General features: G+C 63.8%; 22 protein-coding genes. 18 read left to right on the top strand and 4 right to left on the bottom strand.

What is annotated here, in order from left to right:
- Positions 1-10: 10 nt before the first annotated feature.
- The 7 genes from ACFZCE_RS06595 to hisC all read left to right on the top strand — a co-directional run bounded on the left by ACFZCE_RS06595 (position 11) and on the right by hisC (position 5,781).
- Positions 11-667, top strand: a complete 657-nt coding sequence (locus ACFZCE_RS06595) for an ABC transporter substrate-binding protein (RefSeq protein ID WP_390937183.1) — start codon at positions 11-13, stop codon at positions 665-667.
- Positions 664-966 carry an STAS domain-containing protein gene (locus ACFZCE_RS06590; protein ID WP_390937182.1) on the top strand — a complete coding sequence of 101 codons (303 nt, stop codon included), beginning with the start codon at positions 664-666 and terminating at the stop codon, positions 964-966. Before ACFZCE_RS06595 ends, ACFZCE_RS06590 begins: the two co-directional genes overlap by 4 nt.
- A 118-nt stretch (positions 967-1,084) precedes the next feature.
- Positions 1,085-1,324, top strand: a complete 240-nt coding sequence (locus ACFZCE_RS06585) for a BolA/IbaG family iron-sulfur metabolism protein (RefSeq protein ID WP_390937180.1) — start codon at positions 1,085-1,087, stop codon at positions 1,322-1,324.
- 13 nt (positions 1,325-1,337) lie between these two features.
- Positions 1,338-2,603 carry a UDP-N-acetylglucosamine 1-carboxyvinyltransferase gene (gene murA, locus ACFZCE_RS06580; RefSeq protein ID WP_390937178.1) on the top strand — a complete coding sequence of 422 codons (1,266 nt, stop codon included), beginning with the start codon at positions 1,338-1,340 and terminating at the stop codon, positions 2,601-2,603.
- Positions 2,604-2,657: 54 nt separating this feature from the next.
- Entirely contained in the window at positions 2,658-3,293 is a 636-nt protein-coding gene (gene hisG, locus ACFZCE_RS06575; RefSeq protein ID WP_390937176.1) for an ATP phosphoribosyltransferase, read from the top strand.
- Positions 3,294-3,414: 121 nt separating this feature from the next.
- A complete protein-coding gene (gene hisD / locus ACFZCE_RS06570; protein ID WP_390937174.1) occupies positions 3,415-4,734 on the top strand; it encodes a histidinol dehydrogenase in 1,320 nt (439 codons plus the stop codon).
- A 3-nt stretch (positions 4,735-4,737) separates the two neighbouring features.
- Positions 4,738-5,781, top strand: a complete 1,044-nt coding sequence (hisC, locus tag ACFZCE_RS06565; protein WP_390937172.1) for a histidinol-phosphate transaminase — start codon at positions 4,738-4,740, stop codon at positions 5,779-5,781.
- A 54-nt stretch (positions 5,782-5,835) separates the two neighbouring features.
- Here hisC and algW read toward each other — a convergent pair whose 3' ends face one another.
- Entirely contained in the window at positions 5,836-6,996 is a 1,161-nt protein-coding gene (gene algW / locus ACFZCE_RS06560) for a Do family serine endopeptidase AlgW (RefSeq protein WP_390937170.1), read from the bottom strand.
- A 114-nt stretch (positions 6,997-7,110) separates the two neighbouring features.
- Here algW and ACFZCE_RS06555 point away from each other — a divergent pair, with 114 nt between their 5' ends.
- The 4 genes from ACFZCE_RS06555 (at position 7,111) to cysN (ending at position 11,326) form a co-directional block, all read left to right on the top strand.
- Positions 7,111-7,869: a Nif3-like dinuclear metal center hexameric protein gene (locus ACFZCE_RS06555; RefSeq protein ID WP_390937168.1), complete on the top strand. Its 759-nt coding sequence runs from the start codon at positions 7,111-7,113 to the stop codon at positions 7,867-7,869.
- Between the two features lie 141 nt (positions 7,870-8,010).
- Complete coding sequence (cysD, locus tag ACFZCE_RS06550; protein ID WP_390937166.1) at positions 8,011-8,928, top strand: sulfate adenylyltransferase subunit CysD; 918 nt, start codon at positions 8,011-8,013, stop codon at positions 8,926-8,928.
- 101 nt (positions 8,929-9,029) lie between these two features.
- Positions 9,030-9,371: a four helix bundle protein gene (locus ACFZCE_RS06545; protein ID WP_390937164.1), complete on the top strand. Its 342-nt coding sequence runs from the start codon at positions 9,030-9,032 to the stop codon at positions 9,369-9,371.
- Between the two features lie 53 nt (positions 9,372-9,424).
- Positions 9,425-11,326: a sulfate adenylyltransferase subunit CysN gene (gene cysN, locus ACFZCE_RS06540; RefSeq protein WP_390937163.1), complete on the top strand. Its 1,902-nt coding sequence runs from the start codon at positions 9,425-9,427 to the stop codon at positions 11,324-11,326.
- Between the two features lie 83 nt (positions 11,327-11,409).
- Here the strand turns inward: cysN and ACFZCE_RS06535 are convergent, their stop codons facing one another.
- On the bottom strand, positions 11,410-11,847 hold the full coding sequence (locus ACFZCE_RS06535; protein WP_390937161.1) for a ZapG family protein: 438 nt from the start codon (positions 11,845-11,847) through the stop codon (positions 11,410-11,412).
- Between the two features lie 148 nt (positions 11,848-11,995).
- Here ACFZCE_RS06535 and ACFZCE_RS06530 point away from each other — a divergent pair, with 148 nt between their 5' ends.
- The 3 genes from ACFZCE_RS06530 (at position 11,996) to zapE (ending at position 15,173) form a co-directional block, all read left to right on the top strand.
- Positions 11,996-12,631: an alpha/beta fold hydrolase gene (locus tag ACFZCE_RS06530; RefSeq protein ID WP_390937159.1), complete on the top strand. Its 636-nt coding sequence runs from the start codon at positions 11,996-11,998 to the stop codon at positions 12,629-12,631.
- Between the two features lie 14 nt (positions 12,632-12,645).
- On the top strand, positions 12,646-13,992 hold the full coding sequence (locus tag ACFZCE_RS06525; protein WP_390937157.1) for a tryptophan--tRNA ligase: 1,347 nt from the start codon (positions 12,646-12,648) through the stop codon (positions 13,990-13,992).
- A gap of 86 nt (positions 13,993-14,078) precedes the next feature.
- On the top strand, positions 14,079-15,173 hold the full coding sequence (gene zapE / locus ACFZCE_RS06520; RefSeq protein WP_390937505.1) for a cell division protein ZapE: 1,095 nt from the start codon (positions 14,079-14,081) through the stop codon (positions 15,171-15,173).
- 93 nt (positions 15,174-15,266) lie between these two features.
- Here zapE and ACFZCE_RS06515 read toward each other — a convergent pair whose 3' ends face one another.
- Entirely contained in the window at positions 15,267-16,265 is a 999-nt protein-coding gene (locus ACFZCE_RS06515) for a helix-turn-helix domain-containing protein (RefSeq protein WP_390937155.1), read from the bottom strand.
- 292 nt (positions 16,266-16,557) lie between these two features.
- Here ACFZCE_RS06515 and rplM point away from each other — a divergent pair, with 292 nt between their 5' ends.
- From rplM to ACFZCE_RS06495, 4 genes are all read left to right on the top strand, one after another.
- Positions 16,558-16,986 carry a 50S ribosomal protein L13 gene (gene rplM / locus ACFZCE_RS06510; protein WP_390937153.1) on the top strand — a complete coding sequence of 143 codons (429 nt, stop codon included), beginning with the start codon at positions 16,558-16,560 and terminating at the stop codon, positions 16,984-16,986.
- Between the two features lie 14 nt (positions 16,987-17,000).
- The gene (gene rpsI, locus ACFZCE_RS06505) at positions 17,001-17,393 is read left to right on the top strand and encodes a 30S ribosomal protein S9 (RefSeq protein WP_390937151.1); all 393 of its coding nucleotides are present in this window, start codon (positions 17,001-17,003) and stop codon (positions 17,391-17,393) included.
- A gap of 166 nt (positions 17,394-17,559) precedes the next feature.
- Positions 17,560-18,177 carry a glutathione S-transferase N-terminal domain-containing protein gene (locus ACFZCE_RS06500; protein WP_390937149.1) on the top strand — a complete coding sequence of 206 codons (618 nt, stop codon included), beginning with the start codon at positions 17,560-17,562 and terminating at the stop codon, positions 18,175-18,177.
- A gap of 17 nt (positions 18,178-18,194) precedes the next feature.
- On the top strand, positions 18,195-18,617 hold the full coding sequence (locus tag ACFZCE_RS06495; protein WP_390937147.1) for a ClpXP protease specificity-enhancing factor: 423 nt from the start codon (positions 18,195-18,197) through the stop codon (positions 18,615-18,617).
- Between the two features lie 398 nt (positions 18,618-19,015).
- Here ACFZCE_RS06495 and suhB read toward each other — a convergent pair whose 3' ends face one another.
- Positions 19,016-19,831: an inositol-phosphate phosphatase gene (suhB, locus tag ACFZCE_RS06490; protein WP_390937145.1), complete on the bottom strand. Its 816-nt coding sequence runs from the start codon at positions 19,829-19,831 to the stop codon at positions 19,016-19,018.
- Positions 19,832-19,859 lie beyond the last annotated feature (28 nt).

Raw genomic sequence — 19,859 nt, 5'->3', positions numbered from 1 at the left:
AGTTATGCACATGATGTCGTTCCTGCGAAGCACTTGCCTGGCGCTGCTGGCGGCTTTGCCGCTGCTGGCCAACGCCGCTGCCGGCACCTCGGCGCATGACCTGGTGCAGGGCACCACCACCGAGCTGCTCAGCGACCTGAACGCCAACCGCGAGCAATACCGCAGCAACCCCAACGCCTTCTACGACGCGCTCAACCGCATCGTCGGGCCGGTGGTCGATGCCGACGGCATTTCCCGCAGCATCATGACCGTGAAGTACTCGCGCAAGGCCACCCCGGAGCAAATGACTCGCTTCCAGGAGAACTTCAAGCGCAGCCTGATCCAGTTCTACGGCAATGCGCTGCTGGAGTACAACAACCAGGGCATCACCGTAGACCCGCCCAAGGACGAAAGCGGCGACCGCACCAGCGTTGGCATGCAGGTCAAGGGCAACAATGGCGCAGTGTACCCGGTGGCCTACACCCTGGAGAAGGTCAACGGCGAATGGAAGGTGCGTAACGTGATCGTCAACGGCATCAACATCGGCAAACTGTTCCGTGACCAGTTCGCCGACGCCATGCAGCGCAACGGCAACGACCTCGACAAAACCATCGACGGCTGGGCCGGCGAAGTCGCCAAGGCCAAGCAGGAAACCGACGCCGCCGCCCCCCAGGGTGGCGCGCAGTGAGCCTAGCCAGCGTTGAACAAACCGCCGATGGCCTGGCCCTGGCGGGCGTGCTCGACTACCGCAGCGGCGCCGCCCTGCGCGAGCAGGGGCGCAAGCTGGTGGCCGGTTGCGCGCAGCCGGTGGTGATCGTCGATTGCGCCAGGGTCGAGAAGGCCAGCAGCGTGGCGGTGTCGCTGCTGCTGGCGTTCACCCGCGACGCCCAGGCGGCGGGCAAGGCCCTGCAGGTGCGGGCGATCCCGGCCGAGGTGTGCCAGATCGCCGAGGTGTGCGGTATTTCCGAGCTGTTGCACAGCGCCTGAGCGCGGCGGCGGTTCAAAGGTGCCCTCCGTCCGGCCCGTTTACACGGGATTCGCAGGCGGCGGGCTTTTTTTGTATGATGGCCGGCCCGTGCGCACAGGGCGCCGATTGAGGTTGAGCATGCAGGCCACAGAAGTGAAAAGCTTTCTTGAAGGAAAGCTCGATCAGGTCCAGGTTGAAGTCGAAGGTGAAGGCTGCAACTTCCAGTTGAACGTGATCAGCGACGAGCTGGCCGCGCTGAGCCCGGTCAAACGTCAGCAACAGATCTACGCCCACCTCAATCCCTGGATCGCCGACGGCAGCATTCATGCCGTGACCATGAAATTCTTCAGCCGCGCCGCCTGGGCGCAGCGCGCCTGAACACGAGACCGTTATGGACAAACTGATCATTACCGGCGGCGCCCGCCTCGACGGCGAAATCCGCATTTCCGGGGCGAAGAACTCCGCCTTGCCGATCCTCGCCGCGACCCTGCTCGCCGATGCCCCGGTGACCGTTTCCAACCTGCCGCACCTGCACGACATCACCACCATGATCGAGCTGTTCGGGCGCATGGGCATCGAGCCGGTCATCAACGAAAAACTCGCCGTCGAAATCGACCCGCGCACCATCAAGACGCTGGTCGCGCCGTATGAACTGGTCAAGACCATGCGCGCCTCGATCCTGGTGCTCGGCCCGATGGTCGCGCGCTTCGGCGAGGCCGAAGTGGCCCTGCCCGGTGGCTGCGCCATCGGCTCGCGCCCGGTAGACCTGCACATCCGCGGCCTCGAGGCGATGGGCGCGAAAATCGACGTCGAAGGCGGCTACATCAAGGCCAAGGCCCCTGAAGGCGGCCTGCGTGGCGCGCACTTCTTCTTCGATGTGGTCAGCGTGACCGGCACCGAGAACATCATGATGGCTGCTGCGCTGGCCAATGGCCGCACGGTGCTGCAGAACGCCGCCCGCGAGCCGGAAGTGGTCGACCTGGCCAACTTCATCAATGCCATGGGCGGCAAGGTCCAGGGCGCCGGCACCGACACCATCACCATCGATGGCGTCGAGCGCCTGCACTCGGCCAACTTCAAGGTGATGCCTGACCGTATCGAGACCGGTACCTACCTGGTCGCGGCCGCCATCACCGGCGGCCGGGTCAAGCTCAAGGACACCGACCCGACCATTCTCGAAGCGGTACTCGAGAAGCTCAAGGAAGCCGGCGCCACCATCACCTCCGGTGAAGACTGGATCGAGCTCGACATGAAGGGCAAGCGCCCGCGCGCGGTCAACCTGCGCACGGCGCCGTACCCGGCGTTCCCTACGGACATGCAGGCCCAGTTCATCTCGCTGAACACCGTGGCCGAGGGCACCGGCGCGGTGATCGAGACCGTCTTCGAAAACCGCTTCATGCACGTGTACGAGCTGCTGCGCATGGGCGCGCACATCCTGGTCGAAGGCAACACCGCGGTAGTCACCGGCGTTTCTTCGCTGAAGGGCGCCCCAGTGATGGCCACGGACCTGCGCGCTTCGGCCAGCCTGGTGCTGGCGGCGCTGGTGGCCGAGGGCGACACCCTGATCGACCGCATCTACCACATCGACCGTGGTTACGAGTGCATCGAAGAGAAGCTGCAGATGCTGGGCGCGAAAATTCGCCGCGTTCCGGGCTAGTATGATCGGGCCGGGCGCGTGCCCGGCCCATTGAATAAGGGTTTCGCTTTTCCCATGCTGACCATCGCGTTGTCCAAGGGCCGCATTCTCGACGACACCCTGCCGCTGCTGGCGGATGCCGGGATCGTGCCGACCGAGAATCCGGACAAAAGCCGCAAGCTGATCATCCCGACCACCCAGGATGACGTGCGCCTGTTGATTGTGCGTGCCACCGACGTGCCTACCTACGTCGAACACGGCGCCGCCGACCTCGGCGTTGCCGGCAAAGACGTGCTCATGGAGTACGGCGGCCAGGGCCTGTACGAGCCGCTGGACCTGAAAATCGCCCGCTGCAAGCTGATGACCGCCGGCGCCATTGGTGCCCCCGCGCCCAAGGGCCGCCTGCGAGTGGCCACCAAGTTCGTCAACGTAGCCAAGCGCTACTATGCCGAGCAGGGCCGCCAGGTCGACATCATCAAGCTGTACGGCTCGATGGAGCTGGCGCCGCTGGTCGGCCTGGCCGACAAGATCATCGACGTGGTCGACACCGGCAACACGCTGCGTGCCAACGGCCTCGAGCCCCAGGAGCTGATCGCAACCATCAGCTCGCGCCTGGTGGTGAACAAGGCCTCGATGAAAATGCAGCACGCGCGCATCCAGGCGCTGATCGACACCCTGCGTATCGCGGTAGAGTCGCGACACCGCGACTGACCCTTCCCCCGTGCGGCGCCCGCCGCACTGCCCTATCCGCGCCATAGGCAAAATTCCCGACTCTGGCGCCGATGGGCTGATAGATTAGTTTTCCCGTGCAACCGCCAAATAGAGGCAAGCCATGACCGCACCAATCGCCATTCGCCGACTCGACGCCCTTGATCCGGATTTCGCCAAGCATCTGGACCATCTGCTGAGCTGGGAAAGCGTCTCCGACGGTGCGGTCAACCAGCGCGTGCTCGACATCATCCAGGCCGTGCGCGAGCGTGGCGATGCGGCGTTGGTGGAGTTCACCGAGCGTTTCGATGGGGTCCAGGCTACCTCCATGGCCGAGCTGATCCTGCCGCGCGCACGCCTGGAACAGGCACTGGAGCGCATCACCCCGGCCCAGCGGCAGGCGCTGGAAACCGCCGCCAGCCGCGTGCGCAGCTACCACGAGAAGCAAAAACAGGACTCCTGGACCTACACCGAGGCCGACGGCACGGTGCTGGGGCAGAAGGTGACCCCGCTGGACCGCGCCGGCCTGTACGTACCCGGCGGCAAGGCCTCGTACCCTTCGTCGGTGCTGATGAACGCCATTCCCGCCAAGGTCGCGGGGGTGGGCGAGGTGGTGATGGTGGTGCCTACGCCGCGTGGCGAGGTGAACGAACTGGTACTGGCCGCCGCCTGCATCGCCGGTGTTGACCGTGTGTTCACCATCGGCGGCGCCCAGGCCGTGGCCGCCCTGGCCTATGGCACCGAAAGCGTGCCGCAGGTCGACAAGGTGGTCGGGCCCGGCAACATCTATGTGGCCACGGCCAAGCGCCATGTGTTTGGCCAGGTTGGCATCGACATGATCGCCGGCCCCTCGGAAATCCTCGTGGTCTGCGATGGCGGCACCGACCCGGACTGGATCGCCATGGATTTGTTCTCCCAGGCCGAGCACGACGAGGACGCCCAGGCGATCCTGGTCAGCCCGGACGCGGCCTTCCTCGAGCGGGTGGCCGAGAGCATCGCCAAGCTGCTGCCGACCATGGAGCGCGCCGAGATCATCCGCACCTCGATCGAAGGCCGCGGCGCGTTGATCCAGGTACGTGACATGGCCCAGGCCATCGAGGTGGCCAACCGCATCGCCCCCGAACACCTGGAGTTGTCCGTGGCAGACCCACAAGCCTGGCTGCCGAGCATCCGCCACGCTGGCGCGATCTTCATGGGCCGCCACACCAGCGAGGCGCTGGGCGACTACTGCGCCGGCCCCAACCACGTGCTGCCGACCTCCGGCACCGCGCGGTTCTCCTCGCCGCTGGGGGTGTATGACTTCCAGAAGCGTTCGTCGATCATCTTCTGCTCCGAAGCCGGTGCCTCGGAGCTGGGTAAAACCGCCTCGGTGCTGGCCCGTGGCGAATCGCTGAGCGCCCACGCGCGCAGCGCCGAATTCCGTATCCAAGGCCAGGGAGAGTAACCGGTGAGCAAATTCTGGAGCCCCTTCGTGCAGAACCTGGTGCCGTATGTGCCGGGTGAACAACCGAAACTGACCAACCTGGTCAAGCTCAACACCAACGAGCACCCCTACGGGCCGTCCCCGCTGGCGCTGCAGGCCATGCGTGAACAACTGAACGACGACCTGCGCCTGTACCCAGACCCGAACAGCGACCGGCTCAAGCAGGCGGTGGCCGAGTACTACGGTGTGCGCCCGCAGCAAGTGTTCGTCGGCAATGGCTCGGACGAAGTGCTGGCGCACATCTTCCACGGCCTGTTCCAGCACGAAGCGCCATTGCTGTTCCCAGACATCAGCTACAGCTTCTACCCGGTGTACTGCGGCCTGTACGGCATTGACTTTGAGCCGGTGCCGCTGGATGAGCACTTCCAGATCCGCGTGCAGGACTACGCCCGCGCCAATGGCGGGATCATCTTCCCCAACCCGAACGCGCCCACCGGCTGCCTGCTGCCGCTCGAGGCGGTCGAGCAACTGGCCGCGCAAAGCCCGGATTCCGTGGTGGTGGTGGATGAAGCCTACATCGACTTTGGCGGCGCAACCGCGATTGCCCTGGTCGACCGCTACCCGAACCTGTTGGTCACCCAGACCCTGTCCAAGTCCCGCGCGCTGGCCGGGCTGCGGGTAGGCCTGGCGGTCGGCCACCCCGACCTGATCGAGGCCCTGGAGCGGGTGAAGAACAGCTTCAACTCCTACCCGATCGACCGCGTTGCCGAAGCCGGCGCGGCCGCCGCGTTCAAGGATGTGGCCTGGTTCGAACAAGGCCGCCAGGCGGTGATCGCCAGCCGCGAAACCCTGGTCGCGCAACTGCGTGAGCGCGGGTTCGAGGTGCTGCCGTCGGCGGCGAACTTCATCTTCGCCCGCCACCCAGAGCAGGATGCCGCGCAAATTGCCGCGAAGCTGCGGGAGAAGGGCGTGATCGTGCGGCACTTCAAGCAGCAGCGGATTGCCCAGTTCCTGCGCATCAGCGTGGGTACGCCAGAGCAGAACCAGGCGTTGATCGCCGCGTTGTGATCGGCGTGAGGGCCTTCCCCCAGGGGAAGTGTGGGAGGGCCCTCAACCCCGCGGTTAGTTTTCCTCAGGGTTCGCCACGGGCGCCGGCGGCGGGCGAATGCCCACTTCAGCCGTCAGCTTCAGCGGCTTGCCATTGCGCACCACGTCGATGCCAATGCGTTCCCCTGGGTGGGTGCGCGCCACCTGGTTCATCGACTTGCGCCCGTCGGCGGCGGCTTCGCCGTTGATCGCAACGATCACGTCGCCCTGCTGCAAGCCGGCCTTTTGCGCCGGGCCGTCCTTGAAAATCCCCGACACCACGATGCCTGGCTGGTCTTTCAGGCCGAACGACTGCGCCAGGTCCGGCGTCATCGGTTGCACCTCGATGCCCAGCCAGCCGCGGATCACCTGGCCGTGTTCGATGATCGATTTCATCACCTCCAGCGCCAGCTTGGTCGGGATGGCGAAGCCGATGCCCTGCGAGCCACCGGATTTGGAGAAGATCGCCGTGTTGATCCCGGTCAGGTTGCCGTTGGCATCGACCAGCGCGCCGCCCGAGTTACCCGGGTTGATCGCCGCGTCGGTCTGGATGAAGTCTTCGTAGGTGTTCAGGCCCAACTGGTTGCGCCCGGTGGCGCTGATGATGCCCATGGTCACCGTTTGGCCGACGCCAAAGGGGTTGCCGATGGCCAGGGCGACGTCGCCGATGTGAATGCTGTCAGAGCTGCCGATGGTGATCGCGGGGAGGTTTTTCAGGTCGATCTTCAGCACGGCGAGGTCTGTTTCCGGGTCGCTGCCGATCACCCGGGCGAGGGTTTCGCGGCCGTCCTTGAGCGCTACCACGATCTGCTCGGCGCCGGAGGTGACGTGGTTGTTGGTGAGCAGGTAGCCCTCCGGGCTCATGATCACCGCCGAACCCAGGCTGGATTCCCAGCGGCGCTGGCGCGGCATGTTGTCACCAAAAAAGCGCCGGAATTGCGGGTCTTCGAACAGTGGGTGGGCGGCCTTGTTGACCTGCTTGGTGGTGTACAGGTTGGCCACCGCCGGGGCGGCCTTGGCCACCGCGTCGGCGTAGGACACCGGCCCCGCGACCACCGTGGCGGTTTGCGGGGCCTGCTGAAGGTTTACGTCCTGGCTGGGCAAGCCCACCCATTCGGGGAAGCGCTGGATGATCAGCAACGCAATGAGCACGCCGGTTAAAAGCGGCCAGCCGAAATAACGCAATGCCTTGAACATTGATGGGTTCCGAGGGGTGGGTAGGGCGGCTTGCAGGCTGGGCTGCACGCCGCATAATGGGCAGCATTATACGGGCGCTTTGCGCGCTCTGGCTGGCCTTTTCGGGAGACAAACATGGCTGTTGCACTGACCACCCTGATCGAGGAAGCCGACCGCTACCTCAGCGCCGGGAAAATCCACGACTACTGCCCCAACGGCCTGCAGGTTGAAGGCCGGCCGCAGGTGGGCCGCATCGTCAGTGGCGTGACCGCCAGCCAGGCCCTGGTAGACGCCGCCATCGAGGCCCGCGCCGACCTGCTGCTGGTGCACCATGGCTACTTCTGGAAGGGCGAAAACCCCTGCATCACCGGCATGAAGCAGCGCCGCCTGAAGGCGCTGCTCAAGCACGACATCAGCCTGGTGGCCTACCACCTGCCGCTCGACGTGCACCCGGAGGTGGGCAATAACGTGCAGTTGGCGCTGCAACTGGGCATTGACGTCGAAGGCCCGCTCGACCCGGCCAACCCCAAGGTGGTCGGCCTGCTTGGCGCTCTGGCCGAGCCAGTCAGCGCGGCGGCGTTCGCTGCGCGGGTAGAGCAGGTGCTGGGGCGTACGCCGCTGCTGGTTGGCAGCGACCGGGTGATCCGCCGGGTGGGCTGGTGCACGGGCGGCGGGCAGGGCTACATCGACCAGGCGATCGCCGCCGGGGTCGACCTGTTCATCACCGGCGAGGCCTCCGAGCAGACCTTCCACAGCGCCCGCGAGAACGGCGTGGCGTTTATCGCCGCCGGCCACCACGCCACTGAACGCTACGGCGTGCAGGCCCTGGGCGAGTACCTGGCGAGGCGCTTTGCGGTGGAGCACCAGTTCATCGACATCCCCAATCCGGTCTGACGGAAAAAACCAGCAGTCATATGCTAATGCCGTTCTGGTCTAAGGGGCGGCCTCTATATAAACAGCCGCTGTGCTACAGTGCGCGGCTCGAACACGGCCCCGCGGGCCGTCCAAAATACAAAGCTTTTACCGTGAGTAGCCATGGTCGACAAACTGACGCACCTGAAACAGTTGGAGGCGGAAAGTATCCACATCATTCGTGAGGTGGCCGCTGAGTTCGACAACCCCGTGATGCTGTATTCGATCGGCAAGGATTCGGCCGTGATGCTGCATCTGGCGCGCAAGGCGTTCTTTCCGGGCAAACTGCCGTTCCCGGTCCTGCACGTCGATACCCGCTGGAAATTCCAGGAGATGTACAAGTTCCGTGACCAGATGGTCAAGGACATGAATCTCGACCTGCTGGTGCACATCAACCCGGAAGGCGTTGAGCAAGACGTCAACCCCTTCACTCACGGTAGCGCCAAGCACACCGACATCATGAAAACCCAGGGCCTCAAGCAGGCGCTGGACAAATACGGCTTCGACGCCGCCTTCGGTGGCGCGCGCCGCGACGAAGAGAAGTCGCGGGCCAAGGAGCGGGTGTACTCGTTCCGTGACAGCAAGCACCGCTGGGACCCGAAAAACCAGCGCCCCGAGCTGTGGAACATCTACAACGGCAAGGTGAACAAGGGCGAATCGATCCGCGTGTTCCCGCTGTCGAACTGGACCGAGCTGGACATCTGGCAGTACATCTACCTCGAAGGCATCCCGATCGTGCCGCTGTACTTCGCGGCCGAGCGCCCAGTCATCGAGAAGAACGGCACCTTGCTGATGATCGACGACGATCGCATCCTCGAGCACCTGAGCGACGAAGAAAAAGCGCGGATTTTCACCAAGAAAGTGCGTTTCCGCACCTTGGGCTGCTACCCGTTGACGGGCGCGGTGGAATCCGAAGCCGAGACCCTGACCGACATCATCCAGGAAATGCTGCTCACGCGGACCTCCGAGCGCCAGGGGCGGGTCATCGACCACGACGCCACCGGCTCGATGGAAGACAAAAAACGCCAGGGCTACTTCTAAAGCTTTAGTAACAAGTGGCAAGTGGGAAGCCGCAAGCTCTGCGCTAGAGTTGCCGGCTTCGCTTGCCGCGGTTTGCGCGGCCCTCATGGACGGAGGCTGTGATGAATTTCGAGAACCTGGTGGTTTGGCGTAGAAGCAAGTCTTTGGCAGTCGCGGTGGCGTTGGAACTCAGGCACTGCCGCGACTCAGGGTTCAGGGCGCAAATGAGCCGGGCAGAGGTCTCAATCCCCTCGAACATTGCTGAAGGGCTGGAGCGCCGAACAGGTAAAGACAAGGCGAGGTTCTTGTGGATTGCCAAGGGGGCCTGTGGCGAGCTGCGTACCCAGATGATGATTGGGATGGAGCTTGGCTATGTACCCGAAGGGCTTTCCCACCAATGGATAACTGAAACCCGTGAGCTTTCCAAAATGCTCCACGGGTTGATCAAAACGATTTCTGATTAGTTGCCGCGGACTTGCTTTTCGCTTGACGCTTGCAGCTTGGAGCTTGCAATACCATGAGCCATCAGTCTGATCTCATCAGCGAAGACATCCTCGCTTATCTGGCCCAGCACGAACGCAAAGAACTGCTGCGCTTTCTCACCTGCGGTAACGTCGACGACGGCAAGAGCACCCTGATCGGGCGCCTGCTGCACGACTCGAAGATGATCTACGAGGACCACCTCGAGGCCATTACCCGCGACTCGAAAAAAGTCGGCACCACCGGCGAGGAAGTTGACCTGGCGCTGCTGGTCGATGGCCTGCAGGCCGAGCGCGAGCAGGGCATCACCATCGATGTGGCCTATCGCTACTTCTCTACCGCCAAGCGCAAGTTCATCATCGCCGACACCCCCGGCCATGAGCAGTACACCCGCAACATGGCCACTGGCGCGTCCACCTGCGACCTGGCGATCATTCTCGTCGATGCCCGTTACGGCGTGCAGACCCAAACCCGCCGGCACAGCTACATTGCCTCGCTGCTGGGCATCAAGCACATCGTCGTGGCCATCAACAAGATGGACCTCAAGGACTTCGACCAGGGTGTGTTCGAGGCCATCAAGGCCGACTACCTGAAGTTCGCCGATGCCATTGGCCTGGTGCCGAGCAGCCTGCACTTCGTGCCGATGTCGGCGCTCAAGGGCGACAACGTGGTCAACCGCAGCGAGCGTTCGCCGTGGTACGAAGGCCCGGCGTTGATGGAAATCCTCGAAACCGTCGAGGTCGCCGCCGACCGCAACCTGACCGACCTGCGCTTCCCGGTGCAGTACGTGAACCGCCCCAACCTGAACTTCCGCGGCTTCGCCGGCACCCTGGCCAGCGGCGTGGTGTGCAAGGGCGATGAAGTGGTGGTGCTGCCGTCGGGCAAGAGCAGCCGGGTCAAATCGATCGTCACCTTCGAAGGCGAACTGGAACAGGCTGGCCCTGGCCAAGCCGTGACCCTGACCATGGAAGACGAGATCGACATCTCCCGTGGCGACCTGCTAGTACACGCCGACAACGTACCGCCGGTGACCGACCAGTTCGAAGCCATGCTGGTGTGGATGGCCGAAGAACCGATGCTGCCGGGCAAGAAATACGACATCAAGCGCGCTACCAGCTACGTGCCGGGCTCGCTGCCGAGCATCGTTCACACGGTAGACGTGAACACCCTCGAGAAGGGCCAGGCCAGCCAGCTCAAGCTCAACGAGATCGGCCGGGTCAAGGTCAGCCTCGACACCGCCATCGCGCTGGACGGTTACGACAGCAACCGCACCACCGGCGCCTTCGTGGTGATCGACCGCTTGACCAACGGCACCGTGGGCGCCGGCATGATCATCGCCCCGCCGGTGACCCCGCACGGCAGCGCCGCCGGGCATGGCAAGGGTGCCCACGTGAGCACCGCCGAACGTGCCCTGCGCTTTGGCCAGCAGCCGGCCACCGTGCTGTTCACCGGGCTCTCGGGCGCGGGCAAGAGCACCCTGGCCTACGCGCTGGAGCGCAAGCTGTTCGACATGGGCCGCGCGGTCTATGTGTTGGACGGGCAAAACCTGCGCCACGACCTGAACAAGGGCCTGCCGCAGGACCGCGCCGGGCGTACCGAGAACTGGCGGCGTGCCGCGCACGTGGCCCGGCAGTTCAACGAAGCCGGGATGATCACCCTGGCCGCCTTCGTCGCGCCGGATGCCGAAGGCCGTGAGCAGGCCAAGGCGCTGATCGGCCCTGAGCGGGTGATTACCGTGTACGTGCAGGCCTCGCCCGCGATTTGCTCGCAACGCGACCCACAAGGGCTGTACGCGGCCGGCCAGGACAACATCCCGGGCGAGTCTTTCCCGTACGATGTGCCGCAAAAGGCCGACCTGGTGATCGACACCCAGGCGCTGAGCGTCGACGAAGGCGTCAAGGCGGTGCTTGACCTGCTGCGCCAGCGCGGGGCGGTGTAAGGCTCAAGCAGGCCCTCAAGCCTGGTCACAAAAAAAGCCCCGGCTCTCAAGAGCCGGGGCTTTTTCATGACCGCGGTACTGCCTTACTTGCGCTTCAACCCATACTGCTCATCGAGCATGCCGGGAGAGTCAGGCGCTTTGGGCGCGTAGTCTTTCGGCGCTTCGTCGCTGTGCGGCGGGGTGATGCGCTCGCGGGCGGTTTGTGGCGCATCGGGGTGCAGCGCGGCCAGCAGGCGTTGGCGGGTGAGGTCGTCCATGGCCAGGCGGTTGGCGCCGTCGGCGAGGTGTTCCTGCACTTCCTGGTAGCTCTGGGTGAGCTTCTTGACCAGGATCGCGGTGCTGTTGAAGTGGGTGACCACCTCGTGCTGGTAGCTGTCGAATTTTTCCTGGATGTCGTCGAGTTGCCGTTGTGTGCTGCTGGGAACGGCATTGGGGGCGAGGCGGGCGACGAGAAAACCCACGACAACGCCGACCACCAGGGCCAGGGTTGGCAGCAACCAAACTAAGAGCGAGAGTTCCACGAGTCCTTCCTCTATAAACGGCTTTGCATTACGTTAACGGCTTGCGCCCGTGCTGTACACGGCGGGGGCCGGAATAGGTTGGCAGATATGCCAGGCAGAATCCAACAGCTAGACGAGTCGACCCGGTGCAGGGTCACGGAGTTCATCCTTGCTTATCCGCGAAACCCCCTTGATGCTCGACGGCCCGCTGGGCCAGCTCGAGGCACTGTATCTGGAAAACCCCGGCGCCCATGGTGTGGCCCTGCTGTGCCACCCCAACCCGGTGCAGGGCGGCAACATGCTCAATAAAGTGGTTTCTACCCTGCAGCGCACCGCGCGCGACAGCGGTTTGGTAACGCTTCGTTTCAATTACCGCGGCACCGGCAGCAGCGCCGGCAGCCACGACATGGGCAGTGGCGAGGTCGACGACGCCCAGGCCGCCGCCAACTGGCTGCGCATCAAGCACCCCGGCCTGCCGATCACCCTGCTCGGGTTTTCCTTTGGCGGCTTTGTCGCGGCCAGCCTGGCGGGGCGCCTGGAGCGCGCCGGCGCGCCGCTCAAGCACCTGTTCATGTGCGCCCCAGCGGTGATGCGCCTGGCCGCCGAGCACCCGTTGCCGGAAGCGGTACCGATGACCGTGATCCAGCCGGAAAACGACGAAGTGGTCGACCCAGCCTTGGTTTATGCCTGGTCCGCCGCGCTTTCGCGCCCCCACGAACTGCTGAAAGTGGCAGAATGCGGCCACTTCTTTCACGGCAAGCTGACCGACCTGAAGGATCTGGTCCTGCCGCGCCTGACCGCCTGAATACAAGAGTAACCATGAGCACGCGCATTCTTACCGGCATCACCACCACCGGCACGCCCCACCTGGGCAACTACGCTGGCGCCATCCGCCCGGCCATCGTCGCCAGCCGTGAAAGCGGCGCCGACTCGTTCTACTTCCTGGCCGACTACCACGCGCTGATCAAGTGCGACGACCCCGTGCGTATCATGCGCTCGCGCCAGGAGATCGCCGCCACCTGGCTGGCCGCCGGGCTCGACCCTGAGCGGGTGACCTTCTACCGGCAGTCAGACATCCCCGAGATCCCCGAGCTGACCTGGCTGCTCACCTGCGTGGCGGCCAAGGGCCTGCTCAACCGCGCCCACGCCTACAAGGCCTCGGTCGACAAAAACCTCGAGCAGGGCGAAGAGCCCGACGCCGGCATCACCATGGGGCTGTACAGCTACCCGGTGCTGATGGCCGCCGACATCCTGATGTTCAACGCGAAGAAGATCCCAGTAGGCCGCGACCAGATCCAGCACGTGGAAATGGCCCGCGACATCGCCGCGCGCTTCAACCACCTGTTCGGCAACGGCAAGGACTTCTTCGTGCTGCCCGAGGCGCTGATCGAAGAAAGCGTGTCGACCCTGCCCGGGCTGGACGGGCGCAAGATGTCCAAAAGCTACGACAACACCATCCCGCTGTACGGCACCGCCAAGGCCCTCAAAGAGGCCGTGGCGCGCATCGTTACCGACTCGCGGCTGCCAGGCGAAGCCAAAGACCCAGGCGCGTCGCACCTGTTCACCCTCTACTCGGCCTTCGCCAACCCTGGGCAAACCGAGGCCTTCCGCGCCGAGCTGGTCGATGGCCTGGGCTGGGGCGAGGCCAAGCAGCGGCTGTTCGAGCTGCTCGACGGCGAGCTGGGTGAGGGCCGCGAGCGCTACCAGCAGCTGATCGCGCGCCCCGACGAGCTCGAAGACATCCTCCTGGCCGGCGCCGCCAAGGCGCGCAAAACCGCCACGCCGTTCCTCGACCAACTGCGCCAGGCGGTCGGCCTGCGCTCGTTCAAGGCCCAGGGCCCGGCGGCCAGCGGCGAGAAGAAAAAGGCCGCCAAGGCCGCGCGGTTCGTCAGTTTCCGTGACGACGATGGCAGCTTCCGCTTCCGCCTGCTCAGCGCCGACGGTGAGCAGTTGCTGCTGTCGCGCAGCTTCGCCGACGGCAAGGCCGCCGGCGCGGTGAGCAAGCGCCTGCAGCAAGGCGATGCGCTGGACCTGCGCGGCGAAGGCAATGCCTTTGGCCTGTGGCTTGATGGCGAAGAAGTGGCCACCAGCCCGGCGTTCGCCGATGCCCAGGCCCGCGACAATGCCCTCGAAGCCGTGCGCCAGGCCCTGCAACCGGCCGCCTGAAAGCGACGAATCGCCGCAGGCGCGATTGCGCTAAACCGGGCCCGTCGCTAAAGTGACGGCCCGGTTTGGTTGCCCTGCTGATGAATATGACCCCCCTAGAACGATATCAAGCTGACCTGAAGCGCCCTGACTTTTTCCATGACGCGGCGCAAGAGCAAGCAGTGCGCCACCTGCAGCGCCTATACGACGACCTGGTCGCGGCGCAGCCTTCGAAAGGCGGCGTGTTCGGCAAGCTGTTCGGCAAGAAAGACCCCGCGCCGGTCAAGGGGCTGTACTTCTGGGGCGGCGTAGGCCGCGGCAAAACCTACCTGGTCGACACCTTCTTCGACGCGCTGCCGTTCCAGGAAAAAACCCGTACGCATTTTCACCGCTTCATGAAGCGCGTGCACGAGGAAATGAAAACCCTCAAGGGCGAGAAAAACCCCCTCACGGTGATCGCCAAGCGTTTTGCCGCTGAATCCCGGGTGATCTGCTTCGATGAGTTCTTTGTGTCCGACATCACCGACGCGATGATCCTCGGTACCTTGATGGAAGAGATGTTCAAGCACGGCGTGACCCTGGTCGCGACGTCCAACATCGTCCCTGATGGCCTGTACAAAGACGGCCTGCAGCGCGCGCGCTTTTTGCCGGCGATCGCGATGATCAAGGAAAACACCGAAGTGGTGAACGTCGACAGCGGCGTGGACTACCGCCTGCGCCACCTCGAGCAGGCCGAGCTGTTCCACTTCCCGCTCAACGAAGCCGCCGAGCAGAGCATGCGCGAGAGCTTCCGGGCGCTGACCAACGATTCGAAGAAGGTCATCGAGCACGATGTGCTGATGATCGAGAAGCGTGAGATCCAGGCGCTGCGCACCTGCGACGACGTTGCCTGGTTCGAGTTCCGCGCGCTCTGCGACGGGCCGCGCAGCCAGAACGACTACATCGAGCTGGGCAAAATCTACAACACGGTGTTGCTGAGCAAGGTCGAGCAGATGAGCGTGACCACTGACGACATCGCCCGGCGCTTCATCAACATGGTCGACGAGTTCTACGACCGCAACGTGAAGCTGATCATCTCCGCCGAGGTCGAACTCAAAGACCTGTACTCCGGTGGGCGGCTGAACTTCGAGTTCCAGCGCACCCTGAGCCGGTTGCTCGAGATGCAGAGCCACGAGTTTCTGTCGCGGGCGCACAAGCCGTAGTGAGTGGCAAGCGGCAAGCGGGCGCTGCACGAACCCCTTGGACGCTTGAAGCTGGAAGCATGCGGGCCCTCCCGGGCCCACTGTGCGGTGGCCTCAGGCCGCCGCAGCCGGCAACCGCTGCTGCCGGTAGGCATTGGGGGTCACCCCGGTGTGCTGGCGGAACAGCCGGGCGAAGAAGCTCGCGTCGTCGTACCCCACCTCATAACTGATCGCCTTCACACTGCGCCGGGTGGTTGCCAGCAGCCCGCGGGCGGTTTCGATGCGCAGCCGCTGCAGGTAATGCAAGGGTTTGTCGCCGGTGGCGGCGTGGAAGCGGCGCATGAAGTTGCGGATGCTCATGCCGTGGTCGCGGGCGATGTCCTCGAAGCGGAATTTCTCGGCGAAGTGATCCTCAAGCCATTGCTGGATCTGCAGGATGGCGGGGTCCTGGTGCAGCTTTTGCCCGCCGAAGCCGATGCGCCCCGGCGAATAATTGCGCTGCACCTCGAAGAGGATGTCGCGGGCCACGCCCTGGGCCACCCGCAGGCCGCAAAAGCGCTCGATCAAATGAATGTACAGGTCGCTGGCGGAGGTCGCGCCGGCGGTGCAGTACACATTGCCAGCGTCGGTCAGGTGTTTGTCGGGGTTGAGCTGCACCTGGGGGAAGCGCTGGCTGAAGGTCTCGAAAAAGCGCCAGTAGGTGGTGGCCTCGCAGCCATCGAGCAGGCCCGCCTCGGCCAGCCAGAACACCCCGCTGGCCTCGCCGCACAGCACTGCGCCACGGGCGTGCTGGGCCTGCAGCCAAGGCACCACCTGCGGGTAGCGCGCGAGCAGCACCTCGAAGCTTTCCCAGAAGGCCGGCAGCAGGATCACGTCGGCATCGGCCAGCGGGCCGTCGACGTTCAGGCTCACCTCGCTGAAGGTGTTCACCGCGCCGCCACAGGGGCTGACCAGGCGGGTTTCGAAGGAGGGCACCGGGCCCTGCTCAAGCTGCAGGCCGTGGCGCAGGCTGGCCAGGTGGAAGAAATCCTTGGCTTGCATCAGGGTAGAGGCGAACACCTTGTCGGTGGCCAGGATACAGACCCGCTGAAGGGCCGGAGTATTTATGAGCATCGTGGTTTTCTTGTAGGTGATAGTGGTCACGAAACGGCCAAATCGTCTTATGTTTGGCGGCGTTTGTCCACTCGCCGAATGCGGGCTTGTAATCCGGCTGAAAATCTGGATAATCAGCGCGCTCTTTCTGGGTGGAAGTGATGCGCCCCCCGGAAGACACGGCCGAATATCGACGCTACGACCCGAGCCCCCAAGTGCGTCTGTCTCCGGCTGCCTTTGACTTGTCAAAGCAAGCACTATTCAGTAAGCTCCGCCGTCTATTTTTGCAGGGCGGCCCCTGAGGCTATAAAGCATGAAAACTTTTACTGCTAAACCGGAAACAGTAAAGCGCGACTGGTTCGTCGTCGACGCCGCTGGCCAGACCCTGGGTCGTTTGGCTACCGAAATCGCGTCTCGCCTGCGTGGCAAGCACAAGCCCGAGTACACCCCTCACGTTGACACCGGCGACTACATCGTCGTTATCAACGCCGAGCAGATCCGTGTGACCGGTGCCAAGTCTTCCGACAAAATGTACTACTCTCACTCCGGTTTCCCGGGCGGTATCAAGGAAATCAACTTCGAGAAGTTGATCGACAAGGCCCCTGAGCGTGTTATCGAAACCGCGGTCAAAGGCATGCTGCCTAAGAACCCGCTGGGTCGCGACATGTACCGTAAGCTGAAGGTCTATGCCGGTGCCAACCACCCGCACAGCGCTCAGCAGCCCCAAGAACTGAAGATTTGACGGAATAGTTCACTATGTCGGCGACTCAAAATTACGGCACTGGCCGTCGCAAGACCGCAACCGCACGCGTTTTCCTGCGTCCGGGCACTGGCAACATCTCCATCAACAACCGCTCGCTGGACGTATTCTTCGGTCGTGAGACCGCTCGAATGGTCGTTCGCCAGCCGCTGGAGCTGACCGCAAACGTCGAGAAATTCGACATCTACGTTACCGTCGTTGGCGGTGGTGTAAGCGGCCAGGCCGGTGCAATCCGCCACGGTATCACCCGCGCCCTGATGGCCTACGACGAATCCCTGCGCAAGCCTCTGCGCGACGCAGGCTTCGTGACTCGCGACTCCCGCGAAGTCGAGCGTAAGAAGGTCGGCCTGCGCAAAGCGCGTAAGCGTCCTCAGTACTCCAAGCGTTAATTCGTTTGCAGTCCAGCAAAAAACCCGGCCTCGGCCGGGTTTTTTGTTTTCCGGCAGCGCCCTGGTGGGCCGCTTTGCCGCCCAATGGCATGGCCAAATAGTGTAATATTCGGCCTTTCGCGCGCGCTGGCGCGCGTGCCTATCGTTCAGTCCGGAGGAGGGCTCTATGGGCGTGACCAATCGGTTAGCCTGTTACTCCGACCCCGCCGACCATTATTCTCACCGCGTGCGCATTGTGCTTGCCGAGAAGCAGGTCGGCGCGCAAATCATCGACATCGTGCCGGGCCGCCAGCCGGCGGCATTGATGGAGGCCAACCCCTATGGTGGGGTGCCTACGTTGGTAGACCGTGACCTGGCGCTGTTCGAGCCTTCGGTGGTCATGGAGTATCTCGAAGAACGATACCCGCACCCGCCGTTGTTGCCGGTCTACCCTGTGGCCAGGGCCAATAGCCGCCTGTTGATGCACCGTATCCAGCGCGACTGGTGCTCGCTGGTCGACCGCCTGCTCGACCCCCGTGGTGCCCAGGCGCCCCGGGATCAGGCGCGTAAAGAGCTGCGCGAAAGCCTGGCGGGTGTGTCGCCACTGTTCGCCGACAAGCCGTTCTTCCTGAGCGAAGAATTCAGCCTGGTCGATTGCTGTTTGCTGCCGATTCTCTGGCGTTTGCCCGTGATGGGGGTGGAGTTGCCCCGTGCGGCCAAGCCGTTGCTCGATTACATGGATCGCCAGTTCGCTCGCGAGGCCTTCCAGGCCAGCCTCAGCGCCGCTGAGCGAGAAATGCGCTAGTTTTCCAAGGAGCCTTTATGAATTCCAGCCGCCCCTATCTGGTTCGCGCCCTCTACGAGTGGATCGTCGATAACGACTGCACGCCGCACATGCTGGTCAATGCCGAGCACAAGGCCGTGCAGATCCCCCCAGGCTATGCCAGCGATGGCCAGATCGTGTTGAACGTCTCGCCCACCGCCGTGCGCCACCTGCACATGGACAACGAAGCGGTCAGCTTCGAGGGTAGCTTTGGTGGTAACGCCTACAGCCTCTATGTGCCGATCACCGCCATTATGGGCGTGTATGCGCGGGAGAATGGCCAGGGCATGGTCTTCGACCTGGAGCCGGTGCTCGAGGAAGAAGACGAAACCCTGGTGGAAGAGCAGGGCGAAGATGATGATCCGCAGCCGCCGCAACCACCGCGCCCGACCGGCAAGCCGAGCCTGAAAGTGGTCAAATGACCGCGGCTTGAAGCCTGGGCATGAAAAAAGCCGATACCTGTTGCGGGTATCGGCTTTTTTGTGTGCTGCTTCCTTCGCCCGGTTGCGCCGTAATGCTGTTCACTTAGGCCATTTCACGGCTTTACGGAAGAGATCAATCTGTGAGCTCTGCTGATTTTGTGCATGAGCTTCGGGGCCCATCGCCCGGCATAGCCGGCCTCCCACCAGTTCTGTGTTGCACCGTAAATCAAGTACTTACACAAATCTAGTGGGAGGCCGGCTGTGCCGGGCGAAGGGCCAGTCAGGTCATGCGCTCCGTAAAACCATTTGAAGAAATCAGGGCTTTTTAACCCCGATTTAGCGCTCTGATTGCTTAAGTGAACAGCACTCCGGTTGTGCCGGGCGAAGGGGTGGCCAGGTTAGCGCTTGATCGAGTGCGGCAGGTGCGGCTGGATGGCGGTCAATACGGCCTTGAAGCACTTGATGTTGCCCGCGACCACATGGCCCTTCTCGAGGAAGTCATGGCCACCGGTGAAGTCGCTGACCAGGCCGCCTGCTTCCTGGATCAGCAGGGCGCCCGCGGCCATGTCCCACTCCGACAGGCCCGACTCCCAGAAGGCGTCGAAGCGGCCGGCGGCCACGTAGGCGAGGTCGAGGCTGGCGGCGCCAGCGCGGCGGATGCCGGCGGTCTGGCCGACCAGGCTGCGGAACATGCCCAGGTAGTTGTCGAGGTGGTCCATCTGGTTGTCCCGGAACGGGAAGCCGGTGCCCAGCAGGGCGCCGTCGAGGCTGGTGCGCGAGCTCACGCGCATGCGCCGGCCGTTGACCTGGGCGCCTTGGCCGCGGCTGGCGGTGAATTCTTCCTGGCGAACCGGGTCGAGCACCACGGCGTGTTCGAGGCGGCCGCGGTATTTGCAGGCAATGCTCACCGCGAAGTGCGGGATGCCGCGCAAAAAGTTGGTGGTGCCGTCGAGCGGGTCGATCACCCAGAGGTAGTCCTGGCCGTCGCCGGAGCCGGCGTGCAGGCCGGTTTCCTCACCGAGGATGCCGTGGTTCGGGTAGGCCTTGCGCAGCGCGGTGACGATGGTTTGCTCAGCGGCGCGGTCGACTTCGCTGACGTAGTCCTTGGCACCTTTTTCATCGACCTTGATGGTATCCAGGCGCTCGATGGAGCGGAAGATCAGTTCACTGGCGCTGCGGGCGGCGCGCAGCGCGATATTCAGCATGGGCTGCATGGATGTGTTCACCTGGGTCGTTGGAAAA

Origin of the sequence: Pseudomonas sp. NPDC007930 (assembly GCF_042958985.1) — a bacterium.
Taxonomy (GTDB): Bacteria; Pseudomonadota; Gammaproteobacteria; order Pseudomonadales; family Pseudomonadaceae; genus Aquipseudomonas.
This window is presented reverse-complemented; position numbering and strand designations above follow the sequence as displayed.

Coding starts and splice junctions, on each gene's coding strand:
- suhB (WP_390937145.1), bottom strand. CDS start 19,831: ATGCAGCCCATGCTGAATATCGCGCTGCGCGCCGCCCGCAGCGCCAGT.
- ACFZCE_RS06555 (WP_390937168.1), top strand. CDS start 7,111: ATGGCTGTTGCACTGACCACCCTGATCGAGGAAGCCGACCGCTACCTC.
- cysD (WP_390937166.1), top strand. CDS start 8,011: ATGGTCGACAAACTGACGCACCTGAAACAGTTGGAGGCGGAAAGTATC.
- ACFZCE_RS06595 (WP_390937183.1), top strand. CDS start 11: ATGATGTCGTTCCTGCGAAGCACTTGCCTGGCGCTGCTGGCGGCTTTG.
- algW (WP_390937170.1), bottom strand. CDS start 6,996: ATGTTCAAGGCATTGCGTTATTTCGGCTGGCCGCTTTTAACCGGCGTG.
- hisG (WP_390937176.1), top strand. CDS start 2,658: ATGCTGACCATCGCGTTGTCCAAGGGCCGCATTCTCGACGACACCCTG.
- ACFZCE_RS06500 (WP_390937149.1), top strand. CDS start 17,560: ATGGGCGTGACCAATCGGTTAGCCTGTTACTCCGACCCCGCCGACCAT.
- ACFZCE_RS06515 (WP_390937155.1), bottom strand. CDS start 16,265: ATGCTCATAAATACTCCGGCCCTTCAGCGGGTCTGTATCCTGGCCACC.
- ACFZCE_RS06495 (WP_390937147.1), top strand. CDS start 18,195: ATGAATTCCAGCCGCCCCTATCTGGTTCGCGCCCTCTACGAGTGGATC.
- rpsI (WP_390937151.1), top strand. CDS start 17,001: ATGTCGGCGACTCAAAATTACGGCACTGGCCGTCGCAAGACCGCAACC.
- hisD (WP_390937174.1), top strand. CDS start 3,415: ATGACCGCACCAATCGCCATTCGCCGACTCGACGCCCTTGATCCGGAT.
- ACFZCE_RS06545 (WP_390937164.1), top strand. CDS start 9,030: ATGAATTTCGAGAACCTGGTGGTTTGGCGTAGAAGCAAGTCTTTGGCA.
- murA (WP_390937178.1), top strand. CDS start 1,338: ATGGACAAACTGATCATTACCGGCGGCGCCCGCCTCGACGGCGAAATC.
- cysN (WP_390937163.1), top strand. CDS start 9,425: ATGAGCCATCAGTCTGATCTCATCAGCGAAGACATCCTCGCTTATCTG.
- ACFZCE_RS06525 (WP_390937157.1), top strand. CDS start 12,646: ATGAGCACGCGCATTCTTACCGGCATCACCACCACCGGCACGCCCCAC.
- ACFZCE_RS06585 (WP_390937180.1), top strand. CDS start 1,085: ATGCAGGCCACAGAAGTGAAAAGCTTTCTTGAAGGAAAGCTCGATCAG.
- zapE (WP_390937505.1), top strand. CDS start 14,079: ATGACCCCCCTAGAACGATATCAAGCTGACCTGAAGCGCCCTGACTTT.
- rplM (WP_390937153.1), top strand. CDS start 16,558: ATGAAAACTTTTACTGCTAAACCGGAAACAGTAAAGCGCGACTGGTTC.